Source organism: Microbacterium pumilum (assembly GCF_039530225.1).
GTDB lineage: Bacteria > Actinomycetota > Actinomycetes > Actinomycetales > Microbacteriaceae > Microbacterium > Microbacterium pumilum.
The window spans coordinates 3,275,527-3,301,476 of record NZ_BAAAOH010000001.1 but is presented as its reverse complement, the minus strand read 5'-3'; the positions used below and the strand labels follow the sequence as shown (position 1 = coordinate 3,301,476).

Genomic DNA, 25,950 nt, shown 5'->3' with positions numbered 1-25,950 from the left:
CTCCCCGGCTGGGAGCCTTCCCCTTACGCCGGTCGCGAACGACCAGGCAGGAGAGCCCCCGTGGCGCTGTTCGACGAGAACGTCACCATCACGCCGCCCCCGCGGCGACGGATGTCGCGCGGGACGCTTGCGGGAATCTGGGCGCTGGTCATCGCGCTGGTGGTCCTGCTCGCACTGACGTTCATTCCCACGCCGTACGTGATCCAGCAGCCCGGACCGGTGTACAACACCCTGGGAACCGCGGCAGCGGCCGACGGCACGCAGGTGCCGCTCATCTCCGTCGAAGGTGCCGATACGTATCCGACCGACGGAGCGCTCGACCTGCTGACGGTCCAGCTCGCCGGCTCCCGCGAGCGCACTCCGTCCTGGTTCGAGCTTGCGACGGCGTGGTTCAACCCGAGCAATGCGGTGCTGCCGATCGATTCGGTCTTCCCCGAGGGCCAGACCAGCGAGGAGCGAAACCAGGAGAGCGCGGCCATGATGGTCGACTCGCAGAACGAGGCGACCGCCGCGGCGCTCACCGAGCTCGGCTACGACGTCGACCCCCAGATCGTCGTCCATTCGTTCACCGACGACGCAGCGGCCAAGGGGATCCTCGAGGAGGGCGATGTCATCCTCGAGGCGAACGGCGCCCCGGTGACGGACGCCGAGTCCCTCCGTGGTGTGGTGAACGGGGGCGAAGGCGCCCCCATCCAGATGCTCATCGAGCGGGATGGCGTCGAGCAGACCGTGTCGGTCACCCCCAAGCAGGTCGAGGTCGACGGCGAGACGCTGTGGCTCATCGGCGTGACGCTCACCACCGACTACGACTTTCCGTTCGACGTGACGATCCAGCTGAACAACGTCGGCGGACCGAGCGCGGGGATGATGTTCGCCCTCGGGATCATGGACGTGCTGACGCCGGGAGAGCTCAACGGCGGCGAGAGCGTGGCCGGCACCGGGACGATCACGGCCGACGGAACCGTCGGCCCGATCGGCGGCATCCGTCAGAAACTCTGGGGTGCACTGGACGCCGGTGCGGACTGGTTCCTCGCTCCGGCATCGAATTGCGACGAAGTGGTCGGTCACATCCCGGGAGACCTTCGCGTGTTCTCGGTGGCTGACCTCGATGACTCGCTGGCGGTGCTGGAGGCGATCAGCGACGGCGGGGATATGGATGCGCTGCCGACCTGTGACGCCGGCTGACCCGGTTCGCTGACGGCGGAGAACGCTATGTGTTCCCCCAGCGGGCACTGGGCGATCGCCCAGAACCGCGCGCCTAGGATGGGACGGTGACCACGACCTCGGCGCCGACTCCGGCCACACCCTCCCGCACCCGACGGATCGTCGCGATCTCCCTCGCGATCATCGCCGCGCTCGTCGTGGCCTTCTTCATCTTCGCGAACCTGTACGCGGACTGGCTCTGGTACGACCAGTTGACGTTCAGTTCCGTGCTGCTCACGCAGTGGATCGCACGTGTCGTGATGTTCGTCGTCGGGTTCCTGGGCATGGCTGTGCCGGTTTGGCTCGCCATCCAGCTCGCCTATCGCCTCCGCCCGGTTTACGCGCGACTGAGCTCCCAGCTCGACCGCTACCAGGAGGTCGTCGAACCCCTCCGCCGGCTCGCGATGTGGGGCATCCCGATCTTCTTCGGCTTCTTCGCCGGCTTCGCGACATCCGCCCAGTGGGAGACCACCTGGCTGTGGTTCAACGGCGTCCAGACGAAGCTCACCGACCCGCAGTTCGGGATGGACACGGGGTTCTACCTGTTCGCGATGCCGTTCTACAGCGCGCTGCTCGGCTTCACCTCGGCGGTGCTGATGGTGTGCCTGCTGGTGACGGCGATCGTGTCGTACCTGTACGGATCGGTGCGGATCGGTCAGCGCGAACTCCGCATCTCGAAGGCCGCGCGCATCCAGGTCGCCGTGCTCGCCGGCCTCTATCTGCTGGTGCAGGGGGCGAGCCTGTGGCTCGACCGCTACAAGACCCTCGTCGAGCCCGGCGATCGCATCACGGGCCCCGGCTACACCGGGGTCAACGCCATCATCCCCGGTCAGACGATCCTCGCGATCGTCGCCGTGGTCGTGGCGATCCTGTTCTTCGTCACCGCCATCATCGGGCGCTGGCGCTACCCTCTCATCGCGACGGGCCTGCTCATCGTGTCGGCCATCGTGCTGGGTGTCGGCTATCCCTGGGTCGTGAACACCTTCCAGGTGAAGCCCAACCAGCTGGCGCTCGAGGGGCAGTTCTACCAGCGCAACATCGACATGACCAAAGAGGCGTACGGCATCGATGGGCTCGACAAGATCCCGTTCAACGCCACCACCAATGTCGAGGCCGGCCAGTTGCGTGAGGATGCGGCGACCACCGCGCAGATCCGCATCATGGACCCGGCGATCATCAGCCCCACCGTCCGTCAGCTCGAGCAGTACCGCGCGTACTACCAGTTCAAGGATCCGCTCGATGTCGACCGCTACGAGATCGACGGCAAGTCGCAGGACACGGTGGTGTCGGTGCGCGAGCTCAACGTCGACCAGCTGGGCGCGGCCGCGTCGTGGCAGAACTCCACACTCGTGTACACCCACGGGTACGGCCTGGTCGCGGCGGCGGGCAACAAGCGCACGACGGACGGCAACCCCGTGTTCCTGGAGCGCGGCATCCCCGCGGCGGGCTTCCTCTCCGACAGCGAGGACTTCGAGCCCCGCGTGTATTTCGGTGAGTACTCCGCCCCGTATTCGATCGTCGGAGCGCCGAAGGACGCGGAGCCGATCGAGCTCGACTACCCGTCCGGTGCGAACGGCGCGGGTGAGACGAAAACGACGTTCGAGGGCAACGGCGGACCGAACATCGGCAGCGTCTTCAACCGCCTCATCTACGCGCTGAAGTTCCAGTCCGAGCAGATCCTGTTCTCGGACTACCTGAACCAGGACTCACAGATCCTCTACGACCGCGACCCGAGCGTCCGCGTGCAGAAGGCCGCGCCCTACCTCGAGCTCGACAGCGACCCGTACCCCAGCGTGGTGAACGGTCGCGTGGTGTGGATCATCGACGGCTACACGCTGAGCGCGAACTACCCGTACTCGACGACGGTGAGCCTGCAGGACGCGATCACCGACGCGAACAACACCGCGCCCCGCTTCGCTCTCGACGACATCAACTACATCCGCAACTCGGTGAAGGCGACAGTCGACGCGTACGACGGCTCGGTGACGCTCTACGCGTGGGATGAGACGGATCCGATGCTGCAGGCATGGCAGAAGATCTACCCGTCGACTCTCAAGCCGATCTCCGAGATGTCCGGCGAGCTCATGAGCCACGTGCGGTACCCCACCGACCTGTTCAAGGTGCAGCGGGCCCTGCTCGGCGTCTACCACGTCGACAACGCGCAGTCGTTCTACCAGCGCGACAACGCGTGGGCGACCCCGAACGACCCGCAGACCGACGCGCGTCTGCAGCCGCCGTACTACCTGACCATGCAGATGCCGGGGCAGAAGGTGCCCGCATTCTCGATGTTCACGACCTTCATCCCATCGTCCGAAGGCAACAACAGCCGCAACGTTCTGATGGGGTATCTGGCGGTCGATTCGAACGCCGGGGGCAAAGCGGGAGTGAAGAGCAAGGAGTACGGCAAACTCCGAATGCTCGAGATATCCGCGGACGATACGATCCCGGGTCCTGGGCAGGTGCAGAACACCTTCAACTCGGATCCGGTGATCTCGGCGCAGATCAACATTCTGAAACAGGGCCAGTCCGAGGTGCTCAACGGCAACCTGCTGACGCTGCCGGTCGGAGGCGGTCTGCTGTACGTGCAGCCCGTGTTCGTGCAGGCCTCCAGCGGCACTCAGCTGCCTGCGCTGCAGAAGGTGCTGGTCGCGTTCGGCGACAACATCGCCTTCGAGCCGACCCTGGACGAGGCGCTCGACGTGTTGTTCCAGGGCGACTCCGGAGCGTCTGCCGGCGACACCGGCGTCGAGCCGTCACCGGGATCGACACCGACCCCGACGCCGACTCCGGGCGAGACGCCGACCGACGACTACCAGGCCGCCCTCGAGGACGCACGACAGGCGATGCTGGATCGGGATGCGGCGCTCAAGGATGGCGACCTGACGGCATTCGCCGAGGCCGACGACCGCCTCACCGCAGCCGTCGAGAAGCTCCTCGCCCTCGGTACGCAGCCGTAGCGGTCAGGCAGTCAGCAGCGCGTACCAGATCAGCAGCAGAGTCACGACGAAGCCGGCGAGCTGGTTCACCCAGAGGAACCGGCGCCAGCCCCTCGTCGCCTCTGTCGCGGTCTCGTCGGTGATGTTGCGGAATGGCCACACGAGCACGAGGTAGGGCACGACGGCAACCGCGGCCAGCGGGCCCGGCCACGCCGTGAAAAGGATCACGAGCGCTGCTCCGGCGTAGCAGGCCAGGGAGAATCGCACCGTCCAGCGTGCGCCGCGCGCCGTCGCGATCGATGAGATGCCGGCCGTGCGGTCGGCGACGACATCCTGCACCGCGCCGAAGGCGTGCGACGCCACCCCCCACAGCGCGAACGCCACGATCACGGCGACGAGCTGCCACGTCCACGCGGCGCCCGCCAGTACGAGCGCGTAGACGGCGGGGGAGAAGAAGTGGATGCTGCTCGTGATCGAATCGGCGAACGGCACCTCCTTCAGGCGAAGCGGAGGGGCGCTGTAGAAGACGACGAAGAACAGGCTCGCCGCGAGCACGAGCCACGACCAGGGCGAGCCGACGATGACGAGGTACACGACGAACGGCAGACACGAGAGGGCCGCCGCCCACAGGATCAGACGGTGCAGCCGGATGTCGAGCACGGCGCCATGGGCACCGCCCTTGCGCGGGTTGCGAAGGTCGGACTCGTAGTCGAACACGTCGTTGATCCCGTACATCGCCAGGTTGTACGGCACGAGGAAGAACAGCGTTCCGATCACCAAGGTCGCGTCCACTTGACGGGCCGCGAGGAGGTACGCCGCGGCGAAGGGGTACGCGGTGTTGATCCAGCTGACCGGTCGTGACGACACGAGCAGCTGGCGCACCGCGACCGACGGGCGGATGGGCGGAGCCACGGTCACGAACGCTCCCGCATCGGGGTGAGCAGCGTGAAGATCGCCGGCACCAGGAAGGCGGCGCACACCGCGTACGAGAAGTCCTCGATAGGCGCCAGCCCGATTCGCACGCCGATGAGATGCTCGGGCGGATAGGTGAACAGTCCCGCCGCGATCATCAAGCTGTCGAAGACCGCGGTCAGAGCGCCGAGCACGGCGGCGGCGATCCCCGAGGCCGCCATTCGACGCCCGAAACCCGGCCGGCGGGCGGTCGCGAACACGACGATCGCCGTCGCGATCGCGAAGGGAACCACGATGAGCGCGTACATCATCGCTTCCCTTCGCCGAGCGATGCGGATGCCGCATCCGCCCTTTCTCGACGGCTGAGGATGCGTTCGGCGGCGGCCCACAACACGAGCGAAACGTAGCAGAGGAACGCGAGGAAGAAGGGCTCTTCGAGCGGCAGCTGCGGCGCCAGATCGACGCCCAGCAGCAGCGGGCTGTCACCCTTGACGAACACACCCGAAACGATGCCGACCGCGTCCCACGTGAGGAAGAACAGCGTGCCGATCGCCACGGCCACGCCTGTCCTGGCCGGCGACCGCCAGGCGGCGAGGCGCCACCGAGCGTCGAGCAGTGCGACGCCGAGGCCGCTCAGGATGATCGCCCCGAGGTAGAGACCCGGCACGTCAGACCCTCGCGGGCTCGGGGAGGGGTCCGGGCGAGCGGTCGCCACGCAGGCGCTTGAGCACGAGTTCCGCCGAGATCAGACACATCGGCAGTCCGATTCCGGGCAGCACGGATGAGCCCGCGTAGACGAGCCCATCGACCTTGCGTGACGCATTGCGCGGGCGGAACACCGCGCTCTGCGACAGCGTGTGGGCGAGGCCGAGCGCATTGCCGCGCCAGGCGTGCAGGTCGGCCGCGAAGTCGCCGGGTGCGACGGTGCGGCGCACGACGACGCGATCGGCGAGGTCGGGGATGCCGCACCACGACGCGAGCTGCTCGATCACCCGGTCGGCGGCGGTCTCGACGGCGGCGTCGCCGTCCCCGTCGAGACCGCCCCGGCCCAGGGAAGGATCGGCGGGCACCGGTACGAGCACGAACAGATTCTCGTGCCCCGCCGGCGCGACGGTGGGGTCGGTCGCGCTTGGGCGGCAGATGTACACAGACGCGGGCTGGGGAATCCGCGGGTGCCGGCCGAAGATGTCGTCGAAGTTGCCTCGCCAATCGTCCGTGAACAAGAGGGTGTGGTGGGCGAGCTGGGGGAGCTCGCCCTCGACGCCGAGCATGATGAGGAGCGCGCCGGGGCTCGGCTGCTTGGAAGCCCACCACTTCTCGGGGTAGGTCTGCAGCTCGCGCGGAAGCAGCGCCGTCTCGGTGTGGTGCAGGTCGGCTGCCGACACGACGAGGTCCGCCTCGATGCGGCGTCCATCCGCCAGCACGACACCGGTGGCCACCGCGGTGGAGCCGGACACGCGTGGACCGTCGGGTGGCGCCGTTTCGATCTGCACCACTTCCGCATTCTTCTCGACGACGACGCCCCGCGCGAGGGCGAGCCGCTCGATCGCGCGGATGATCTCGGTGAAGCCCCCTCGGGGGTAGCGAACACCGTCATCCAGATCGAGGTGACTCATGAGGTGGTACAGACTCGGCATGCGGTAGGGCGAACCGCCGAGGAACACCGCGGGGTAGCCGAGGATCTGCTGCAGCCGAGGGTCGCTGAAGCGGCGCTCGATGTGCGACGCGAGGGTGCGGGTGAGGAGCGGTGCGAGCTGCGGAAGCCGTCGCAGCAGCACCGGATCGCGAAGACCCGACCCGCTCTCGTACGTGTCGTAAAGGAAGCGCGTGACGGAGAGCTCGTAGGCGTCTGCCGCGGAGTCGAGGTACGCGTCGAGGCGGGCGCCGGCGCCCGGCTCGATGCCCTCGAACAATGCGGTCGCCTCTTCCCGACCGGACCGGATGTCGACAGGGGAGTAGCCGGTGGACGGTTCGGAGAACGTGCGGTAGGCGGGGTCGAGGTCGACCAGGTCGAGTTCGCGCTCGGCGCTCGTGCCGAGCAGGCGGAAGAAGTGGTCGAACACCTCGGGCATGAGGTACCAGCTCGGACCGGTGTCGAAGCGGAACCCGCCCTGCTCCCACGTTCCGGCCCGGCCGCCGACATCCCCTCGGGCCTCGAAGACCGTGACCGACCAGCCCTCAGCGCCGAGCAGGGCTGCGGTCGCGAGTCCGGCGATACCCCCGCCGATGACCACGGCGCGGCCGGGATCGCGGCCCGTCATGTGCGCACCTCGCGGGGTGAGAAGCCGAGCCACGCCCGGGCTGCCAGTCGTGCTTTGACGGTGTCGGGCACCCGCACGCGCTCGCGAGCGCTCGGTGCGCTGCGCAGGCGGGACGACAGCTCGGCGAACAGGTCGTGGGCGGCCGTGACGGCACGACGACAGTCGGCGGGCAGGTGCGGGATGGCGGCGGCGGCGGCGGCGAGGTCGGCGTCGATGCGGTCGAGCACTGCTTCCCTGCTCGTCCCGGCTGAATGCAGTCCCAGGTAGTCGCGACCGAGCGCCGACTCGTCATCGTCGAGATCGCGCAGGAAGTTCACGTCTTGGAAGGCGGCTCCGAGGCGCCGCGCACCGTCGACGAGTTCGCTCGGAGGGGCGATCGGATGCGGCGCTCCGGCGTTCACGAAGACCTGGAGGCACATGAGACCGACGACCTCGGCCGAGCCGTACACGTACGCGTCGTGCGAGGCGTCATCGTGCTGGGTCGTCGAGAGATCGGTGCGCATGGATGCGAAGAACGGGCGCACGAGATCCTCCGCAATGCCGCACTCCCGGGCCGTGCGGGCGAACGCGTGCACCACCAGGTTCGCGCTGAAGCCCCGGTCGATGGCCCGCAGGGTCTCGACCTCGAGCTCGTCGAGCACCGCTTGCGTCATCTCCGGCGACAGGCCCGCTGCCGCAGCGGGACCGTCGACGATTTCGTCAGCCACGCGCACGAGTGCGTAGACATTTCGCACATGAGGACGCGGTCTCGCCCCCAGCAGCCGGCAGGCGAGGCTGAACGATGTCGAGTACGCGGCGATCACGGTGGCTGCGGCATCCTGCGCGGTCTTGTCGTAGAGGGCGAGGCCGGTAGGTGTGCCGTCCGCGGGTCGGTGGCGCGTCACGGGACGCGTCCTTCGATGCCGTCGGCGAGCTCCCGGAGCAGGACGCCCGCGGCCGGTGTGAGGGCCTCTTCGTGCGACGCCGCCCGGACTTCGTCGAGCGTCTCATCGATGAGGGCGCGCAGCCGCAGGCGTGCCCCGCTCTCCTCGAGGACGCGCTGGGCTTCGCGCACTGCGATGGGGCCGGTGTGTGCGAGGGCCAGCGCGTCGCTGACGCGTGGCCACAGCGCGCTTTCGCGTGCGAGGGCGACGAGCGGGGTGCGCTTGGACTCCCGGAGATCGACGCCCGCCTCACGCCCGGCCTGCTCACGCGACCCGAATGCGCCGATGAGGTCGTCCACGAGCTGGTATGCGAGGCCGAGCCGACCACCCGCGCCGTGCAGCACGATCTGGGCATCATGTGGCGCACCGGCGAGCACGGCTCCGGCCTCGAGCGGTGCGCTGAAGGAGTAGATGGCCGTCTTGTTGTATGTCGCATCGAGGATCGCGCCGGGCTCGGCGAGGTCGGCCGCGACGCTGTGCTCGACATCCGCCAGCTCGCCCGCGGCCGAGACCAGCACGGCATCGTCGAACAGATCGAACAGGTGAGCCCGTGTCGCGGCATCGAGGTCGGCGAGTGCCACCAGGCGGAACGCCTCGTGCAGGAGGAGGTCACCGGCGAGGATCGCGGCTGCGTCGCCCAGAAGAGCTGCGCCGGCAGGGTCAGCTCCGTTCCGGCGCGCGCGTGTGCGGAACTCACCGGAGACGTTCGGGACGCCCCGGCGCACCGTGTCGTGATCGATCACGTCGTCGTGGATCACGAATGCGGTGTGGAGGAGTTCGAATGCCGCCGCGACCGGATACAGGGCCGGTGACTCGTCGAGATCTCCGCCGAACGACTCGAACGCCGCTGTGACGAGCGCCGGGCGGAATCGCTTTCCGCCGCCGGCCGCGCGCGACACGGCCCCCGCCAGGGCGGGAAAGCCGCCACCGAGGCTCTCAGCTCGATTTCTCACGCGACCCAGCGCGTCGCCGATCGCGAGGTCGATCGCAGCGCGGGGGGCCAGGCCGATCATGATGCTCGTCGGTGGCGTTGAACCTCGTCGAACAGGTGCAGCTGCTCCGCCTGGAGGACGAGCCATGGGCTGAACGCCCACGGCGTAGTGGTGAGTGACACGGCCAGATCTGCGGGGTCGACCCACTTCGCGTCGACGACCTCGAGGGGGTTGAGCACCGGCTCGTCGGTGGTGTGCGCCGTATAGACCGGGCACACCTCGTGCTCGACGATGCCGTTGGCGTCCGTTGCCCGGTAGCGGAACAGGGGGAGTGCAAGCTCGAGATGAGTCAGGGTGAGGCCGAGCTCGTACTCTGCGCGCCGGTGGACGGCGGCGATGACGGGTTCTGCGGGCTTGGGATGACCGCAGAACGAATTGCTCCACACGCCCGGCCACGCGCTCTTGCCGAGAGCCCGGCGTGTCACGAGTACTTGCCCCTCGTCGTTGAGGACGTGGCACGAGAATGCGAGATGGAGTGCCGTCTGCGTGCCGTGGACACTGCTCTTCGGTGCCGTGCCGATTGCTCGGCCGGCATCGTCGAGGAGGACCACGTGGTCGGTATCGGTCATCACTCGTCCCATTTCGCTAGTTTATCTAGCAATCATCCTGCCGCCATGCTACAAGAGAGATACGGAAGGTGTCCACATGTCGGAAAGATGGTCGCCGCAGACCCCGCATGATCTCTCGGTCATGCAGGTGCTTCAGGCGATCCGCGCCCTGAGTGACGCCATGGATCGCATGCATGGCGGCATGAAGGGCGACATGGACATGAACGCCACCGACCTGGCTGCACTCCGCATGCTCATCATGCGCGAACAGCGAGAAGAGGCTGTCAGGCCGCAGGACCTCGCCCGGCACCTGCGCATCTCCACAGCATCGACCACGAAGCTGCTCGACCGTCTGTCGGGGTCGGGGCACGTCGAGCGACGTCCGCACCCTCGGGATGGCCGCGCGCAGGTGATCGTGCTCACCGACGGGTCCCGGCGCGCGTTCTTCCGCCACTTCGGCGAGCGGCTGCAGAAGATGCGCGTCGTCGCCGATCGCTACGACGATGACGAGCTCGCGCTCATCACGAGGTTCCTCGGCGAGCTGGGCGATGTGCTCGACCCTCAGTAGAGCCAAAGAAGAAGGCGCCCCCTGACGGGGACGCCTTCTTCTTTTCGTTGCGGGGACAGGATTTGTCCGCGCCGCCCTCCACGAATCGCTTCGCGCTTCGAGGAGCCTCTGCGGCGCGGGACCGCCTGCGGGCAGGTCCAAGACAAGGGTCCACGAACCCAAAGAAGAAGGCGCCCCCTGACGGGGACGCCTTCTCCTTTTCGTTGCGGGGACAGGATTTGAACCTGCGACCTCTGGGTTATGAGCCCAGCGAGCTACCGAGCTGCTCCACCCCGCGGCACAAGAAGTCAGCCTAGCACGGATCCCAAAGGGGTCACACCGCGGGGCGTCGCTTGCCCCGCGAGCGAGGCGCACGCGAGTATGTGGGAATGCCCTCACGCCGCGACGCGGAACCATACGACGACCAGGTCGACGGTCGCGATGAGAGCCCTTCCGAACGCGCGGACCGCAACTGGATCGAAGTGCTGCAGGAACTGCGGGTCATGCAGACCGGCACGCAGATTCTCACGGGGTTCCTTCTCGCGCTGGCGTTCCAGCCGGCGTTCGCCGAACTCAGCGGGGGACAGCGCACGCTCTACCTCGTGCTCGTCGTGCTCTCGGCGCTCAGCTCGATCGTGGCGCTGGCTCCCGTGGCCTTGCATCGCCTCCTCTTCAAGCGACGCGCTAAACAGGTCGTGGTGGAATACGGTCATGCGGCCCTCATCACCGCTCTGGTGACCGTGTCGATCCTCCTCATCGGAGTGGTGGCGTTCGTCTTCGACGTCGTCGTCGGCCCCGCCGCGGCCTTGATCGCATTCGTGGCGCTCTCGGCGGTCGTCGTGGCACTGTGGATCGTCGCGCCGCTCGTGCTGCGCGCACGTCACACCGCAGGGGAGATCTGATGACCGCGTCGCACACGCTGCCGATCGCCGTCGCACAGTTCGCCCCGACGACGGATGCTGCAGCCAACCTGGTGGTCATCGCCGAGCTTGTGGCCGCGGCATCCGATCGAGGCGCACGCGTCGTCGTCTTCCCGGAGTACTCGAGCTACTTCGTCGACCCCTTCGACGAGTCGCTCGCCGAGCACGCGCAGGACATCGACGGCCCGTTCGTCGAAGGTCTGATCAGCATCGCCGCGGCACGAGACGTCGTACTCGTGGCGGGTCTCGTCGAGCGCGCCGGCGACGGCAGGCGCGTGCGCAATGCGGTCGTCGCGGTCGACGGCGGCGGAGTGCTCGCGCGCTATCGCAAGCTGCACCTCTACGACGCGTTCGGACAGCGAGAGTCGGATTGGGTCGAACCCGGGGAGCTCGGGGCCACCGAGACCTTCGAGGTCGACGGGCTGCGGTTCGGGCTGATGACGTGCTACGACCTGCGGTTCCCTGAGGTCGGCCGCGTGCTGGCCGATGCCGGCGCCGACGTGTTCATCGTCCCGTCGGAGTGGGTGCGCGGGCCGCTGAAGGAGCACCACTGGCGCACTCTCATCCATGCCCGCGCGATCGAGAACACCGTGTTCGTCGTGGCCGCAGACCACCCGCCGCCGCTCGGGGTCGGCAACTCCATGATCGTCGATCCGCAGGGCGTCGAACTGGCGTGCGTCGGAACAGCCACCGATGTGGCCGTCGCCCACCTCGATCGCGAGGCGGTCGCACGCGTGCGGCGTGTCAACCCGGCTCTCCGGCTCCGACGGTTCGACGTCTCACCGCGAACCTGAGTCTCGCGCCGCGCGTCAATGTGCGGCCGCGAGGCGGGATGCCGCCTCTTCGAGCACTTCGACGCGCTTGCACGCTGCGAAACGTACGAGCGTGGCGTACTCCGCCCGGCGCGCGGGCGTGGCGAACGCGGTCATCGGAATCGCGACGACACCGGCGCGGTGGGGGAGTTCCCGGCAGAATGCGCCGGCGTCCGTCGCACCGAGGGGCCTGGCATCCGCCACCGTGAAGTAAGAGCCCGCCGGGGTGGACACGTCGAATCCGGCCGCGAGCAGACCCGCTCCCAGCAGGTCGCGCTTCGCCTTGAGGCTCTGCCCGATGCTGCGGAAGAACGCGTCCGGCAGACGCAGTCCGGTCGCGATGGCGGGTTGAAAGGCGCTGCCGTTGACGTAGGTGAGGAACTGCTTGACGGCGAGCACGGCGTCGACGAGATCCGCAGGGCCGGTCACCCAGCCGATCTTCCATCCCGTCGCCGAGAACGTCTTGCCGCCCGACGAGATCGAGAGCGTGCGATCCCACGCCCCCGGCATCGTCGAGATCGGCACATGGGGCTCGTCGAAGACGAGGTGCTCGTAGACCTCGTCCGTCACGATCACGGCGTCGTGCTGCTCGGCGAGGCGCACGACCTCGGCACGCACCTCTGCCGTGAACACGGCGCCGGTGGGATTGTGCGGGTCGTTGACGAGGATCACGCGGGTGCGATCCGTGACGGCACCTCGGAGCTCGCTGAGGTCCGGCTGGAAGTCGGGCCATCGCAGCGGCACGGTCACGAGCCGCGCGCCCGCCAGCGCGACGACAGCGGCGTACGAGTCGTAGTACGGCTCGAAGACGACGATCTCGTCATCCGGCCCGTCGATCAGCGCGAGCAGCGCGGCGGCGAGCCCTTCAGTGGCGCCCGCGGTCACGAGCACGTCGCGCCCGGGATCGAGCAGCACACCGTAGAACCGCTCCTGATGCTCGGCGATCGCCTCGAGAAGATCCGGGATGCCGCGCCCCGGCGGATACTGATTCACGCCGTTCGCGATGGCTGCGCGTGCCGCCTCGAGCACTTCAGCCGGTCCGTCTTCGTCGGGGAAGCCCTGACCGAGATTGATTGCGCCTGTTCGCGCCGCAAGGGCGGACATCTCGGCGAAGATGGTGGGGTAGACCGATCCGTCGGAACCGACGAGGCCGGCGCCCGCCGCGGTTCGGCGCCACGCTCCAGGAATCTCTCGCATCGGCTTCACGGTACTCGACCCGCTCACTCGATACGCATAGTCGAGTCCCACTCGCGTCATAAGAAACGCACAGAATCGCGCGTCACTCTTGAGGGAGCTTACGAAGGAGCATTCAATGAGCGACAACCAGGCCGATCGCCCGGCAGACCAGAACTCGGACGCGAGCGCGCCCGCCGCGCCCGCACCCCAGCCCACGGTGACCCCGGCGCCCGAGGCGGCCGCCCCCGCGGCGGCAACCCCCGCTGCACCGACAGTGCCGGCGACTCCGGCGCAGACGCCGGCCCAGGCTCAGACGCCTGCCCAGACCCCCGCTCAGGCGCCGACCCCGCCGCCGGCCGCTTGGCAAGCACCGCAGCAGCCCACCGCTCCGGCCGGCTACTCGGTTCCGCAGCACCCCCAGCACCCGCAGGCGCCGCAGGCGTACGCACCGCCCTACGGCTACGCCGGCCAGCAGGGCGCGTATCCCCAGGCCTACGCCGGTCAGCAGGCCACGGGCGCCGCTTTCGGCACCGCGGCGCAGCAGACAGTTCCCGTGGGCGCCGCCACGAAGGCGAAGGCTCCCAAGGCCCCGAAGAAGTCCTCCGGCGCCGGCAAGGTCGTCGGTCTCATCGTGGCCGCCGCGATCGTCGGCGGTGCAGCCGGCCTCGGCGGCGCCTACGCCGGGGTGAACCTCTTCTCGACCGACGGCAACTCTCCCGCGGCTGGACCGACGACGGTCACCGTCAACGACACCGGCTCGGTCAACGAGACCACCGCGATCGCCGCGAAGGTCCTGCCGAGCGTCGTGACGATCTCGGCGACGAGCGACGCCGGAGCCGGCACCGGCTCGGGAGTCGTCCTGTCCGAAGACGGCTACATCGTCACCAACACTCACGTCGTCACGCTCGACGGCGCCACGGGTGACGCCGCGATCCGCGTCACGACTTCGGACGGCCGCGTGTTCGACGCCAAGGTCGTCGGCACCGACCCCACCTACGACCTCGCGGTGATCAAGCTCGTCGACGCGTCCGGTCTCACCCCGATCGAGTTCGGCGACTCGTCCGACCTCAACGTCGGCGACTCGACCGTCGCCATCGGCGCGCCGCTCGGCCTGTCGAACAGCGTCACCACCGGCATCGTCAGCGCGCTCAACCGGTCCATCGAGATCGCGTCTTCGGCCGCGCCCGACTCGAGCGACAGCGGCACCGAAGGCGACCAGGGCCAGCAGTCGCCGTTCCAGTTCGACTTCGGCGACGGCGGTTCCCAGCAGCAGTCGACGACCGAGTCCATCAAGATCGCCGTCATCCAGACCGATGCCGCGATCAACCCGGGCAACTCCGGCGGTGCACTGGTCGACTCCGACGGCAAGCTCATCGGCATCAACGTCGCCATCGCGTCTGCGGGTGGTTCGTCCAGCGGCCAATCCGGAAACATCGGCGTCGGCTTCTCCATCCCGTCCGACATCGCCAAGCGCGTGACCGATGAGATCATCGCGGACGGCGCTGCCACCCATGGTCTCCTCGGCGCGAGCGTCCAGTCGGCTGCGGCCGTCGAGGGCACGACCATCACCGGTGCCTACATCGCCGAGGTCACGCCGGATGGCGCCGCCGCGGCGGCCGGCCTCGAGAAGGGTGACATCGTCACCGCCTTCAACGGCGTGCCGATCACCGACTCGGTCGACCTCACCGCCCAGGTCCGTGCCGCTGCCGCAGGCAGCGACGCGACGGTCACCTTCGTGCGAGGCGACAAGTCGAAGACCGTTGACGTGACGCTCGGGGAGCTCACCCAGTAGCAGGATCTCCCGACCGGACAGGACGCCACCCCGCGATAGGCTCGCGGGGTGGCGTCCTTCTCGTTCGGTGCGGGGAACGCGCGAAAGCTGGCGGCCATCCCGCTCTACGCCGCCGGTCGTCTCGTCACCCTTGTCGTCCCGCGGTCTCGCGATGATTGGGTCTTCGGCTGCGGCGCCGGCATCGGCGACGGCGCTCTCGCCCTGTGGGAGGTCGTGGCAGCCGAAGGACACCGCGCTCGGTGGCTGGTCGACTCCGATCGCGAGCGGACGGATGCTGCGGCTCGCGGCATCCCGACCGTCTCCAAGTGGTCGCTCCGGGGCCTGTGGCACACCGCTCGCGCCCGTGTCGTCGTCGTGACGCACGGGTTCGGCGACGTCAATCGCTACGTCATCTCGGGTGCCTTCGTGGTGCAGCTGTGGCACGGCATCCCGCTGAAGCGAATCGGACTCGACTCACCGGAGACGCTGCGGCTCCCGGGCGTGCTCGAGCGAGGCCGGCTGCCGGGCGCGGGCCTCGCGCGCCGGCTGCTCGCCGCGATGTACGCCGGCGCGGCCGGTCGGATCCGCGTGCTCCCGGCGGCATCGCACGCCGTGCGCGGGCGACTCGAGTCGGCTTTCGCGCTCGCCGACGCGCGAGTGCCGGTCACGGGCGAGCCGCGCGTGGACGTGCTGTCACGCGGGACGGCTGCTGAGCGGCGCGCACTCTCGCGGGCCGAGCTCGACCGGCTCCTCGCGGGACTCGATCCCGGGTCCCGAACCGTGCTGTACGCGCCGACGTGGCGAGACGGTGCAGCCGATCCGGCCGTGCCCTCCGTGAACGACTGGCGTGCTCTCGTGGAGATGCTCGAGCGTCAGGATGCCGTGCTGTTCGTCCGGTCGCATCCGCTCGGCGCAGGGGACTACGAGCCGCCGTCTCCGACCGACCGGGTACGACGACTCGGCAGTGACGTCGTGCCGGATGTGACACCGCTGCTGCCCGGCTTCGATGCTCTCGTCACCGACTATTCGTCGCTCGCGTTCGACGTCGCACTGATTCCGCTCCCGGTCGTCTTCCTGGCACCCGACCTCGTGGCGTATGCCGAGAGACGGGGGTTCTACGGCACGTACGCGGATGTCGCAGGCGACGACTGGGCGGTCGACTGGGCCGGTGCCACGGCCCGCCTGGAAGCCCTGTTCTCAGACGACGAAGAGCGGGATCGCCTCATGTCGCGGTCGCGGACGCTGAGCGCGCGTGTGCACGCATTCCGCGACGGTGGCAACACGCGCAGGGTGTACCGTGCGATTCTTGCGGGACTCGATGCGGACCCCCGCCGTGCGAAAGGACATCGATGACCGACGCCCGCTTCACGACCGACGGCCCGACGCTGATCCTGACCGGTGACGGTCCCAGGCCGGCATCCGTCGAACTCGTCGGCCCCCGCGCGCGGGTCGTCGGGGTCGTGACCGGCCGCACCAAGACGTGGACGGCCGTGCTGACGCTGCGCGCGGCGCGCTGGGGCTTCGCCGAGCTGCCTCTCCCGGTCGGCGAGTACGACCTGCGGATCACCGCTGCGGAGGGCGCCCCGATCGAGCTGCCGTCGCCGATCCCACTCAGCCAGCTGGGCACCCTGCGCGCCGAGATCGACGGGGCGAGCGTGCGGATCGGTCCGCCGATCGACCCTGCGTACGACTCGGGCGAAGGGCAGGATGCGCTGGAGCGGCGCTACGCGACGCGCCCCGGCGGCCTCGAGAACGCGGTGTTCTTCGAGAGCTTCTATGGCCGGAACGCGAGTTGCAATCCGCTGGCGATCGATCGTGAACTCGCTCGCCGCGCACCGGGCCTCACGCGTTACTGGAGTGTCGTCGACCTCTCGGTGGCGGTGCCGGAGGGTGCGACGCCGGTGGTCGACGGCAGCCCGGAGTGGTGGCGGGCGAGGGGATCTGCCCGCCTCCTCGTGGTCAACGACTGGCTGCGGCGACGCTTCGCGCGTCGCACGGGTCAGGTCGTCCTGCAGACCTGGCACGGCACTCCGCTGAAGCGCCTCGCGCTGCATCGTCCAGGCTTCGACCCAAGACGGATGGCGGCCGTGCTCCGGGAGTCGCGGCGGTGGAATGTGCTCCTCGCGCAGAACCCCTACGCGGCGCGTATTCTCGGCAAGGCATATGCGTTCCTTCGGCGGCCGATCTGGGTTGAGGGCTATCCGCGCAACGATGTGCTCACTACCGGCAACGGTGACGCGACGCGCCGGGCGCTCGGCATCCGTCCAGGTGAGCGGGTGCTGCTGTACGCCCCGACGTGGCGCGACGATCGCTCCGAGATCGTGGACTTCGTCGACCCGGTCGCCCTCGCCGCGGCAGCCGATGCCGTCGTGCTCGTGCGCGGGCATTCGCGCACCCTGCCGCAGGGGCGGGATGCCGAGGGTCCCCGTGTCATCGACGTCACCGGGTATCCCGACACGTCCCTGCTGCTCCTCGTGGCCGATGCCCTCATCACGGACTACTCGTCGGTGATGTTCGACTTCTCGGTCACGGGAAAGCCGATGTACTTCCTCGTCCCGGACATGGAGCATTATCGAGGCGAGCTGCGCGGCTTCTACTTCGATCTCGCGTCCCACGCCCCGGGCCCGGTCGTCCGCACCCAGGATGAGCTCATCGCCGCCATGGTCGACGGCGATCCTTCGGCCCATGCCGAGAGCTACCGGGTGTGGCGCGAGAAATTCAACGCGCGGGACGACGGCCATGCGGCTGAACGGGTGGTCTCGCGCATCCTGGATCAGGGCTTCATCGACCCGACCGGCTGACGGGTCAGGGCAGCGGCGTGTTGCGGGTGCCGAGGCGTGACGTGTCGACGGTGTCGTGCGCGCCGCGCACCACGCCGATGACGAACCCCCAGCCCCACGCCAGGTGCATGGTGGGCAGGACCGCGGCAGTCCACAGCTTGTCGCGCCATCCGGACCCGCCGCCCGGGCCGAGGGCCACCACGGCGACGAGAACGGCGTACGCGATCAGGGGCAGATAGACGCCGGATGCCACCACCGCCCACCACCCGGTCAGCGCACCGGACACCTGAAGCACGCCGATGACGATGCCGAGCGCGATGGTCACCACGAGCGCCGGCGGCGCGAAGAAGCGCAGCGAGTTGCCACGCCCATATCGACGGACGAGCTCACCGCGCCACCTGCCGGTAGCCGAGAACTGGCGGATGAGGCGCACCCAGCTCTCGCGGGGCCAATACGTCACCGACAGCGACGGGTCGAACCACACCCGGTAGCCTGCCCGCCGGATGCGCAGATTGAGCTCCCAGTCCTCGCCGCGCCGGATCGTCTCGTCGAACAATCCGACCTCATCGAGCACCGCGCGCCTCAGCACACCGAGGTACGCCGACTCCGCCTCCCCCTCTTCGGCGCCGCCATGGTACGCGCCGCCGCCGAGGCCGACGGGCGAGTTGTAGGCCCGCGCAACCGCGCGCTGGAACGGGGTGCGCCCTTCGGCGCGCATGACCCCGCCCACGTTTGCCGCTCGAACCCGATCCAGCGTCGCGAGAGCTCTGCGGGTGTAGTCCGGCTCGAGTTCCGAGTGCGCGTCCACGCGCACGATCGTCGGATACGAACCGGCGCGGATCGCGCGATTGAGTCCGATCGGGATGTCCGCCTCGGGATTGTCGACGAGCACGATCCGCGGGTCGCCGGCAGCCAGCTCGGCCGCGAGCTCGCTGGTGCCGTCGGTGGAGGGTGCGAGTGCGAGGATGAGCTCGGTCGGGGCCGCGACATCCTGCCCCAGAACGGTCTCGACCGCGCGGCGCAGGTACCCGTGCTCGTTCAGCACCGGCATGACGTAGGTGACGCCGGCGCCGGCGGCAACCGCAGGAGCGTCCTTACGCCCGCGGTCGTCGAGATGCACGCGTCGATCCTTTCATGCGCCGACCGTCGGTACGCTGAACGCGTGAGTCTCGTCTCTGATGCGAAGAAAGCGCTGGCGCTGGTTCGCAAGGCACTGGCGAGTCGTTCCGCGCTCCGCGATGTGCATCATGCTTTGGGGACGCGGCCGCCGCATCCGCTGCACCACTACCGCGTCGCGGTGTATTTCGCCGACGGCGACGTCAACCTGTACCAGATGCGGCAGTGGTACAAGCCGCTCGCCGAACTCGCGAAGCTGTGGCCGGTCGTCGTGCTCAGTCGCACCGCCACCGGAACGCGGGCTCTGCTCGCCGAGGACGCGCCCCCCGTGGCCTTCGTTCCCACGGTGCGCGACGTCGAGGAGTTCATCGCGAACCAGGACATCCGCGTCGTGCTCTACGTCAACCAGAACACGCGCAACTTCCAGATGTTCCGGTACGGCCGTCGCTGGCACGTCTTCATCAATCACGGCGAGTCCGACAAGATGTACATGACCACCAACCAGTACAAGGCCTACGACTACGCGTTCATCGCGGGGGATGCCGCGCGCGAGCGGCTGGCGCGCGTGCTGTGGGACTACGACTTCGATCACCGGGCGATCGCGATCGGCCGGCCGCAGGCGGATCACTACGGGGGCGCTCTGCCCTACACACCTGACGAGCGGACCGTCGTGCTGTACGCGCCGACGTGGGAGGGCGATCGGCCGTCGGCGCACTACGGTTCGGTGCTGAGCCACGGGGAGGTCCTCGTGGGCGCGCTCCTGGGCAGTGGCGCACACCGGGTGATCTACCGCCCGCATCCGCGGTCGGGCGTCGTCAACCCCGAATACGGCGCGGCCAACCGGCGGATCATCGCCGCGATCGCCGCGGCGAACGCGGCCGATCCTGGCGCTCACCACGTGTACGACGACGGGCCCGACCTCGGATGGCAGCTGGCCGCTGCGGACGTCGCCGTCGTCGACATCTCGGCCATGGTGTACGACCGGCTCGCTGCCGACAAGCCGCTCATGATCACGCGTCCGGTCGATCCGGCGGCCGCGATCGACCTGCACGGCTATCTTTCGGCGTGCGAATGGCTGGATGCCGCATCCGCCCCGTCGATCGTCAGCGAGGCCGAGCATCTGCTCGGCGATGAACAGGCCGTGGCGCGGCTGGAGCAGTGGGTGCACCACTATTTCGGCGACGCGAGTCCCGGCGCGGCGACCCGCCGGTTCCACGAGGCTGTGCGCGGGCTGATGCAGCAGTGGGACCTCTGGTACGCGCAGTCCGAAGTGGATGAGGGCGATGACGCGGAGCCGGATGAGGCAGACCTCGATGAGGCTGAGACCTGACGGTCGACGTTCCCGTGCTCGAGTGAAGGGTCAGGTCACGGGCGTCGGTCGCTCGACGAGACGTCCGATCGCGCCGAGCGGGATCGACACCCAGGTCGGCCGATTGCGTGCTTCGTAGATCGCCTCGTAGACGGCCTTGTCGAGTTCCAGCGCGGCGAGCAGAGGACTCAGCGCGTCGAGGTCCGCGCCGGTGGTCTGCGCGTAGCCCTCGAGGAACGCGCGCCGGGCGCGTGCGGCCCAGTCGCGTACCGCTTCGGGCGAGCGATCCGGGTTGTCGAGGCGGATGGAGCCCGAGACGTAGTCGAACGATCTCAGCATGCCCGCGACATCCCGCAGTGCGAGATCCGGCCGCGTCCGCTCCGCCATCGGGCGCAGGGGCTCACCCTCGAAGTCGAGGAGGACCCAGCCGCGGCCCGGCACCTGCAGCACCTGTCCGAGGTGGTAATCGCCGTGGACACGCTGCAGTGGTGGCCACTCGATCGCGTGCGCGCTCCGGTACACGCCCTCGATGGCCTCCCGTCGGTCCGCGATGGCGGGCACCTCGGCGATCGCGATCGTGAGCCTGCGACGCCACGTCTCGGCGGTGGCGTCGCGATCGGTCGCAAGGCTTGGCCTGGTCGGGAAGAGGCCGGCGAGCAGCACATGGACGTCGGCGGTCGCGGTGCCGAGGGCGTGTGCTCGCTCCGAGAAGTCCTCACCGTGCGCCGCGGCACGAAGAGCGACCCGCCAGGCATCTTCGACCTCCGGCAGGAACTCCTGCGCCGCCGCCAGCGAACCCGTGACGGTTCCCTGCGCGGTCGCGCTGTCGGGCCATCGGCCCTCGATCCAGCCGATGGCGCGCGGCACGTGCGGCGACCCTGCATCAGCGAGGGCGGTCGGCAGCTCGATGTCGGGGTTCAGCCCCGGGTGCAGCTGCCGGTAGACCTTGCAGATGATGGGCATACCCGAGGAGCGGAAGATGAGGGAGGTGTTCGACTGCTCGCCGGTGAGCACGCTCGCCGTGCGAGGCTCATCAGGCGGAACATGCCGAGTGGGATGACCTGCGGCCACCATGCTGGGGCCTCGGCCGTCGCCGCCCCGAGTGACGAGCCTCACCAGGGCACGTGCGTATGCGGGGTCGAACGGTCCGTCGATGAAGGTCGTGCCCGGCTCAGGGCTGCCGATGATGTGCTGCGGGAGCGCCTCGACGGTCTCTGTCGCGCGCGAGACGACGGGGATCTGATACAGCACCGCCGGCAGGGCGCCCTCGTCCGCGACCAGGAAGGTGCGCACCTGCGCGTCGGGATCCTCGTCGGAAGGCGGCGGATCCCACCACGACACGAGTCGCAGACTCGGCGGACGTCCCTTTGCCGCATACCATCGCTGCCTCGGCATCCAGGCCGCGAGACACGCCAGCGTGCTGTCCATACATGAGAGGCTACTGGCACGCCGGCCATCCTTCGATGTATGTGGGTTCCGCACGCTTTCACCGTGCCATCTCGCACGGTCGGCGAGCTGGTGTCGGATCCCGCGCGCTGAAAGGCCCTAGACGAGGGCGACGATCGCTGCGATGGCGGATGCCGCAGCCAGCGCGAGCGCGGTGCCGATGAGCACCCGGTGGACGATGAGGAACCTGGTCGGCTTGCCCGAGGCATCCCTCGCTCGGGAGTCGTTCGCCACCCGCCGGTAGAACGTCGGCCAGACGAGGAAATTGAAGAGGGCGTTCGCGAACAGGAGGGCGATCAGCACGGCGGGCACCGATCGAGCCTACCCAGCCGTGTCGGACGAGCGTGGCACGCTCGAGGCATGGAGACGATCACCGTCAAGGAGTTCACGTCGGCGTCGGGCGTCGAGGGCTGGCGCGCGGGGGTGAACGGAGCATCGATCGAGTACCGCACCGGCGACTTCGCCACCGGCGCCCGCCTCTTCGCCTCGATCGCAGAGCTGGCCGATGCGGCCCGGCATCACCCCGACGTCGACATCCGCTACGCGAGCGTGCAGGTGCGGCTGTTCACGCACTCGGCGCGCGGTCTGACGACAAAGGATGTGGCGCTCGCGCAGCAGATCTCCGTGGCCGCTCGAGAGCTCGAACTCGAGGCCGAGACAGTACCGCGGGAGCACCTCATGGTCGCGGTCGCCACCCCCGACGCGAGCCGGATCATGCCGTTCTGGCGGGCGGCGACGGGTTACACGGCGATCAGCGACATCGAGCTCGTGGATCCAGACGGCCGGGGCTCGCTCATCTGGCTGCAGCCCGTCGACAAGCCGATGGGTGGACGGATGCACATCGACGTCGTCGTGGCGCCCGATGCGGCTGAGGCGCGGGTGGCGGCCGCGCTCGCCGCCGGCGGCGTCATCGCAGACGACACCCACGCTCCGGAGTGGTGGACGCTGGCGGATGCCGACGGGCACAAGATCGACATCTGCCCATCGAGGACCTGACGCTGCGGCCTCGCCGCCGCTCAGTCGCCCGCCGTACGATCCTCGATCGGCTCCGCGGCGACCTCGATCACCGCGACCTCGATTGCGCCTGCGCCTCCGATGCCGAGCCCGGTCAGCCCGAGTCCCGCCGCGTCGACGAGCGGGGCGTCGGCCAGCCGCTCGGCGTCGCTCAGGGGACGGAGCGGTTCGGACGGGAGTCCGGCCCACTCCTCGTTGTGCTCCGGCTGCTGCGTGAAGAGTCCCATCACTCCATGGTGCCACCGCCCCGGTCAGGCGGCGCCGAGGTGACGCTTATTGCGCGGCGAGCACTGCCGAGAGGACGGCGTACCCGACTTGCCGACCCGTGATGTCGGAGTGACCCGTGATGAAGGCATCGCCGTTGAGCGACCACACCTCATGACCGGTGAACGAGTAGGTGCCGCCGACATCCAGCAGCTTCGCTCCTACGGCTCCCGGGGTCTTCAGCGCACCATTGCGGCCGATGCCGCCGTACGGATCGTTCTCGTCGCCGAGCGACACGCCGATCTGCTGGGCGAGGCGTGAGGCGATCGGGTAGGCGAGGCCGACGGCCTTGTCGTTGCGCGTGAAGGTCACGATGATCGGGCCATCGACTTTCGCGGGCACTTTGGTGAACAGTCCGTTCCTGCCGGCGCCGTCCCAGTCCTCGGCGAGCCCGAAGTGGCTGTATGCCGCCTGGAGCAGCGAGAGGGATGAGATCGGCGCCTTGGCTGCGAGAGCCGCCGCCGTGACGGCTCGGCCGCCGAAGGAGTGGCCGATCAGGTGCACGCGGGCAGCCGGGGCAGAGGTGTGGATGTGATCCAGCAGGGGAGCGATGCCCTTCTTGCCGACGACTCCTGCACGCTCCTTCATCGTGTAGTACGTCGTGACGTTGACGAGGTTGCGTGCGGCGTCGACGATGCTGTCGAAGAATCCTGCGCCACCCCCCTCGATGTCGTCCGCAAGTGGCGGGAGGCCCGCGGGATCGATGCCGGCTGCGCCGCCGAGGGCGGGGGCTGCGTCATCCGTCTGCCCACTCGTTCGTGCGGCATCCAGCACCTCTTGCGCAGACGCCTTCTTCAACGCCGTGAAAGCCGCGTCGTCCTCGCCCTTGGACGATCGCGGCAGCGTCTTGCGCAGCAGGGCGAGGAACTCCTCCTGAGCCTCGGACGACGTCTCGAGGCGCGGAACCAGCGCCAGAAGCTTTTTGCGCGTGGTGGGATTCTCTATTCGCTCCGCGATATCGGCTTCGAGCGCCGCACGCTCATCGCCGAGGCCTGCGCCGGCGCCGGACTCCTCGTCTGGCGCCCACTGGATCGATGGCCAGAGAACGCCGACGACGACAAAGGTCCGTTTGCTCGCGCCCGACACGCGCGGGCGGACGGCGACGATGGAGTCCACGAGTCGCTCGTACAGCGCGCGCGCCTGGCCCTCCGTGTTGTTCCACCCGTGCGTGACGACCAGCACGTCGGTCGGATGCTTCTGCGTCAGCAGGTCATCCACGGCCTCGACCTGTGCCGGGTCGACGGTCGCGCCCTTCTTGTCGAACTCGACATCGGCATACGGCAGTTTCATGGCTCTCCCACTCTCTCGACCTCAGCGGCCGTCACACACTCTGAATCGCCCGCATGGCGTCGACCAGTCCGCGGCCCTGGTAGGCCCGTTCGCGGCCGAGGTCGCTCGCGGTGTCCATGAGGATGCGCTTGACCTCGTCGGGCTTGCCGATGAACTCCCGATGCACAGACAGGAACGAGGCGGCGACGCCCGACACATGGGGCGCAGCCATCGACGTGCCCGAGTCTTCGACATACGTGATGTCGGATGCCTTCTCGCCCGCCTTGAGTCTCACGTTCGCACGCGCCTTCTCGAGCAGTTCTCCCGCGCCCGCACTCACCACCCGTTCACCGGGCGCGACGAGATCCGGCTTCATCCGCCCGTCGCCGGTCGGGCCTTTGGATGAGAAGTACGACACGCCCGTGGAGTACGGCTTGATGGATGTCGATCCCACGGTGATCGCTCGCGCTGCGTTGCCGGGGTCGTTGATCGTCATGCCGAACCCGAGGCGCATCTCGCGTCCCGCGGTGTCTCGCGCCGCGCCGTAGCCGGTGTTGCCGGCAGACACCACGACGCAGACGCCGTTGGCGACCAGCCGATCGACCTCGCGACATACGGGGGAGAGGCCGGTGGCGAACCAGGAGGGGTCGAACGGGTAGCCGAGCGACAGGTTGACCCCGTGGACTTTGAGTTCGCGGCCCCAGCGGTTGAGCTCCTGGATGTACTCGAGCCCCGCGAGAAGCGATGCGAGGTCGCCCGTTCGATCGTCGCGAAGGACTTTGATGGGGAGGATCTTGGTCTCAGGTGCCATACCGCTGATCCGCTCGAGGCTGATGCGCTCGACACCGGTCTCACCCTCGGCCGTGCGATACCAGCTTGCAGCGCCGATCTTCTTCCCCCGTGGCCTGGTGGTCTGGCCGCCCGCGATGATGCCGGCCACATGGGTTCCGTGGCCGTTGGGATCGCGAAGCGCATCGGCGTGCGTGGTCCCTGCGACGAAGGATTTCGGGGTCAGGGCGTCGGCCAGGTCGAGTGTGCGGTAGGTGGCGAAGTGGGCGTGGCCCGCCTCGATGCCGGTGTCGAGGACCGCCCAGACGATGCCGTCGCCCGTCGCGTCGAACGATCGGACCGCGGCGTCCGACTTGGTGGTCACGACCGTGCGATGGATCGTCGCCGTGACTTCGAAGTTCGGCCAGATGCGGTTGATGAGACTGCGGGGGGCGGTCTGGGACTCCTGGCGCCCGCCCGTCGGGCGCGAGCCCTTGCCGGCGTCGAGCTGCACGAGCTGAAGGATCTGTTCGCCCGTCAGGGCGGCCATGACGTACGTCTCGGTGTGCCAGGCAGCGACATCCGGATTGCTCGCGACGATGCGGATCAGGGCGACGAGTTCGCCGACGGCATCGGCGAGCGGGATGCCGCTGTCGGTGCGGGGTTCGATGACGATTCCGATGGTCTCCTTGTTCGCGGCGGCGGAGGCCATCCGCTCCGCGAGCGGTCGCGTGATGACAGAGTCGGTGACGAGTGAGACGGTGCTCGGCATGTCGGGAAGGGCGAAGGCCGGGCGGGCGGTGCCCGGGGCGGTGGAAGGAGCGTCATCCGGAACGCGCTTCTCGCCCTGCGGTCGAGGTTTCGGAGCGTCGGGGTCGAGCTCGGGCTCGGGATCGATGGGGCGGTACTCCCGCGGAAGGTGCGGACGGTCCTCGGAAGACGCCATTGGCTCCTGCTTTCTCTCCGCGGTGAGAGTACCGCCG

The 25,950-nt window shown here is 68.7% G+C and carries 24 protein-coding genes and 1 tRNA gene; 10 read left to right on the top strand and 15 right to left on the bottom strand.

Features of this window, described 5'->3' with window-relative positions:
• Positions 1-60: 60 nt before the first annotated feature.
• A complete protein-coding gene (locus tag ABD188_RS14910) occupies positions 61-1,185 on the top strand; it encodes a YlbL family protein (protein WP_344063926.1) in 1,125 nt (374 codons plus the stop codon).
• A gap of 86 nt (positions 1,186-1,271) precedes the next feature.
• Complete coding sequence (locus ABD188_RS14905; protein WP_344063923.1) at positions 1,272-4,160, top strand: UPF0182 family membrane protein; 2,889 nt, start codon at positions 1,272-1,274, stop codon at positions 4,158-4,160.
• Between the two features lie 3 nt (positions 4,161-4,163).
• On the opposite strand, the gene ABD188_RS14900 is transcribed toward ABD188_RS14905, so the two are convergent.
• From ABD188_RS14900 to idi, 7 genes are read right to left on the bottom strand one after another with little or no spacing between them, the layout of a single operon-like run.
• Positions 4,164-5,057, bottom strand: coding sequence for a prenyltransferase (locus ABD188_RS14900; protein ID WP_344063920.1), 894 nt, complete (start codon positions 5,055-5,057; stop codon positions 4,164-4,166).
• On the bottom strand, positions 5,054-5,362 hold the full coding sequence (locus ABD188_RS14895) for a lycopene cyclase domain-containing protein (RefSeq protein ID WP_344063917.1): 309 nt from the start codon (positions 5,360-5,362) through the stop codon (positions 5,054-5,056). Before ABD188_RS14895 ends, ABD188_RS14900 begins: the two co-directional genes overlap by 4 nt.
• Entirely contained in the window at positions 5,359-5,718 is a 360-nt protein-coding gene (locus ABD188_RS14890) for a lycopene cyclase domain-containing protein (RefSeq protein ID WP_344063914.1), read from the bottom strand. Before ABD188_RS14890 ends, ABD188_RS14895 begins: the two co-directional genes overlap by 4 nt.
• A gap of 1 nt (position 5,719) precedes the next feature.
• A complete protein-coding gene (gene crtI, locus ABD188_RS14885) occupies positions 5,720-7,312 on the bottom strand; it encodes a phytoene desaturase family protein (protein WP_344063911.1) in 1,593 nt (530 codons plus the stop codon).
• A complete protein-coding gene (locus ABD188_RS14880) occupies positions 7,309-8,196 on the bottom strand; it encodes a phytoene/squalene synthase family protein (RefSeq protein WP_344063908.1) in 888 nt (295 codons plus the stop codon). The genes crtI and ABD188_RS14880 overlap by 4 nt, the downstream gene beginning before the upstream one ends.
• Positions 8,193-9,248: a polyprenyl synthetase family protein gene (locus ABD188_RS14875; protein ID WP_344063905.1), complete on the bottom strand. Its 1,056-nt coding sequence runs from the start codon at positions 9,246-9,248 to the stop codon at positions 8,193-8,195. The genes ABD188_RS14880 and ABD188_RS14875 overlap by 4 nt, the downstream gene beginning before the upstream one ends.
• Entirely contained in the window at positions 9,245-9,796 is a 552-nt protein-coding gene (idi, locus tag ABD188_RS14870) for an isopentenyl-diphosphate Delta-isomerase (RefSeq protein ID WP_344063902.1), read from the bottom strand. The genes ABD188_RS14875 and idi overlap by 4 nt, the downstream gene beginning before the upstream one ends.
• A gap of 76 nt (positions 9,797-9,872) precedes the next feature.
• Here idi and ABD188_RS14865 point away from each other — a divergent pair, with 76 nt between their 5' ends.
• Positions 9,873-10,343, top strand: a complete 471-nt coding sequence (locus tag ABD188_RS14865) for a MarR family winged helix-turn-helix transcriptional regulator (RefSeq protein ID WP_344063899.1) — start codon at positions 9,873-9,875, stop codon at positions 10,341-10,343.
• A 203-nt stretch (positions 10,344-10,546) separates the two neighbouring features.
• On the opposite strand, the gene ABD188_RS14860 is transcribed toward ABD188_RS14865, so the two are convergent.
• Positions 10,547-10,620 (bottom strand) — tRNA-Met (locus ABD188_RS14860).
• Positions 10,621-10,711: 91 nt separating this feature from the next.
• Here ABD188_RS14860 and ABD188_RS14855 point away from each other — a divergent pair.
• Together ABD188_RS14855 and ABD188_RS14850 are read left to right on the top strand one after the other, a co-directional pair.
• Positions 10,712-11,224, top strand: a complete 513-nt coding sequence (locus tag ABD188_RS14855) for a DUF6328 family protein (protein WP_344063896.1) — start codon at positions 10,712-10,714, stop codon at positions 11,222-11,224.
• A complete protein-coding gene (locus ABD188_RS14850; protein WP_344063893.1) occupies positions 11,224-12,036 on the top strand; it encodes a carbon-nitrogen hydrolase family protein in 813 nt (270 codons plus the stop codon). Before ABD188_RS14855 ends, ABD188_RS14850 begins: the two co-directional genes overlap by 1 nt.
• Before the next feature lie 15 nt (positions 12,037-12,051).
• On the opposite strand, the gene ABD188_RS14845 is transcribed toward ABD188_RS14850, so the two are convergent.
• Positions 12,052-13,251 carry an aminotransferase class I/II-fold pyridoxal phosphate-dependent enzyme gene (locus ABD188_RS14845; protein WP_344063889.1) on the bottom strand — a complete coding sequence of 400 codons (1,200 nt, stop codon included), beginning with the start codon at positions 13,249-13,251 and terminating at the stop codon, positions 12,052-12,054.
• 115 nt (positions 13,252-13,366) lie between these two features.
• On the opposite strand from ABD188_RS14845, the gene ABD188_RS14840 reads away from it, so the two are divergent.
• From ABD188_RS14840 to ABD188_RS14830, 3 genes are read left to right on the top strand one after another with little or no spacing between them, the layout of a single operon-like run.
• The gene (locus ABD188_RS14840) at positions 13,367-15,022 is read left to right on the top strand and encodes a S1C family serine protease (RefSeq protein WP_344063886.1); all 1,656 of its coding nucleotides are present in this window, start codon (positions 13,367-13,369) and stop codon (positions 15,020-15,022) included.
• A 48-nt stretch (positions 15,023-15,070) separates the two neighbouring features.
• The gene (locus tag ABD188_RS14835; protein ID WP_344063883.1) at positions 15,071-16,354 is read left to right on the top strand and encodes a CDP-glycerol glycerophosphotransferase family protein; all 1,284 of its coding nucleotides are present in this window, start codon (positions 15,071-15,073) and stop codon (positions 16,352-16,354) included.
• Complete coding sequence (locus ABD188_RS14830) at positions 16,351-17,802, top strand: CDP-glycerol glycerophosphotransferase family protein (protein WP_344063881.1); 1,452 nt, start codon at positions 16,351-16,353, stop codon at positions 17,800-17,802. Before ABD188_RS14835 ends, ABD188_RS14830 begins: the two co-directional genes overlap by 4 nt.
• Before the next feature lie 4 nt (positions 17,803-17,806).
• Here the strand turns inward: ABD188_RS14830 and ABD188_RS14825 are convergent, their stop codons facing one another.
• Positions 17,807-18,832 carry a glycosyltransferase family 2 protein gene (locus ABD188_RS14825; RefSeq protein ID WP_344067145.1) on the bottom strand — a complete coding sequence of 342 codons (1,026 nt, stop codon included), beginning with the start codon at positions 18,830-18,832 and terminating at the stop codon, positions 17,807-17,809.
• Between the two features lie 111 nt (positions 18,833-18,943).
• Between ABD188_RS14825 and ABD188_RS14820 the strand changes: the two genes are divergently transcribed.
• Positions 18,944-20,227, top strand: coding sequence for a CDP-glycerol glycerophosphotransferase family protein (locus ABD188_RS14820; protein ID WP_344063878.1), 1,284 nt, complete (start codon positions 18,944-18,946; stop codon positions 20,225-20,227).
• Positions 20,228-20,257: 30 nt separating this feature from the next.
• Here the strand turns inward: ABD188_RS14820 and ABD188_RS14815 are convergent, their stop codons facing one another.
• Together ABD188_RS14815 and ABD188_RS14810 are read right to left on the bottom strand one after the other, a co-directional pair.
• A complete protein-coding gene (locus ABD188_RS14815) occupies positions 20,258-21,634 on the bottom strand; it encodes a maltokinase N-terminal cap-like domain-containing protein (protein WP_344063876.1) in 1,377 nt (458 codons plus the stop codon).
• 117 nt (positions 21,635-21,751) lie between these two features.
• On the bottom strand, positions 21,752-21,964 hold the full coding sequence (locus ABD188_RS14810; RefSeq protein WP_344063874.1) for an SCO4848 family membrane protein: 213 nt from the start codon (positions 21,962-21,964) through the stop codon (positions 21,752-21,754).
• Positions 21,965-22,012: 48 nt separating this feature from the next.
• Here ABD188_RS14810 and ABD188_RS14805 point away from each other — a divergent pair, with 48 nt between their 5' ends.
• On the top strand, positions 22,013-22,648 hold the full coding sequence (locus ABD188_RS14805; RefSeq protein ID WP_344063872.1) for a 4a-hydroxytetrahydrobiopterin dehydratase: 636 nt from the start codon (positions 22,013-22,015) through the stop codon (positions 22,646-22,648).
• A 20-nt stretch (positions 22,649-22,668) separates the two neighbouring features.
• On the opposite strand, the gene ABD188_RS14800 is transcribed toward ABD188_RS14805, so the two are convergent.
• The 3 genes from ABD188_RS14800 to ABD188_RS14790 are packed head-to-tail and all read right to left on the bottom strand — an operon-like array spanning position 22,669 to position 25,913.
• On the bottom strand, positions 22,669-22,893 hold the full coding sequence (locus ABD188_RS14800; protein ID WP_344063869.1) for a hypothetical protein: 225 nt from the start codon (positions 22,891-22,893) through the stop codon (positions 22,669-22,671).
• Between the two features lie 46 nt (positions 22,894-22,939).
• Positions 22,940-24,220: a hypothetical protein gene (locus tag ABD188_RS14795; protein WP_344063866.1), complete on the bottom strand. Its 1,281-nt coding sequence runs from the start codon at positions 24,218-24,220 to the stop codon at positions 22,940-22,942.
• Positions 24,221-24,251: 31 nt separating this feature from the next.
• Positions 24,252-25,913: a S8 family peptidase gene (locus ABD188_RS14790; protein WP_344063863.1), complete on the bottom strand. Its 1,662-nt coding sequence runs from the start codon at positions 25,911-25,913 to the stop codon at positions 24,252-24,254.
• Between the last annotated feature and the right edge of the window lie 37 nt (positions 25,914-25,950).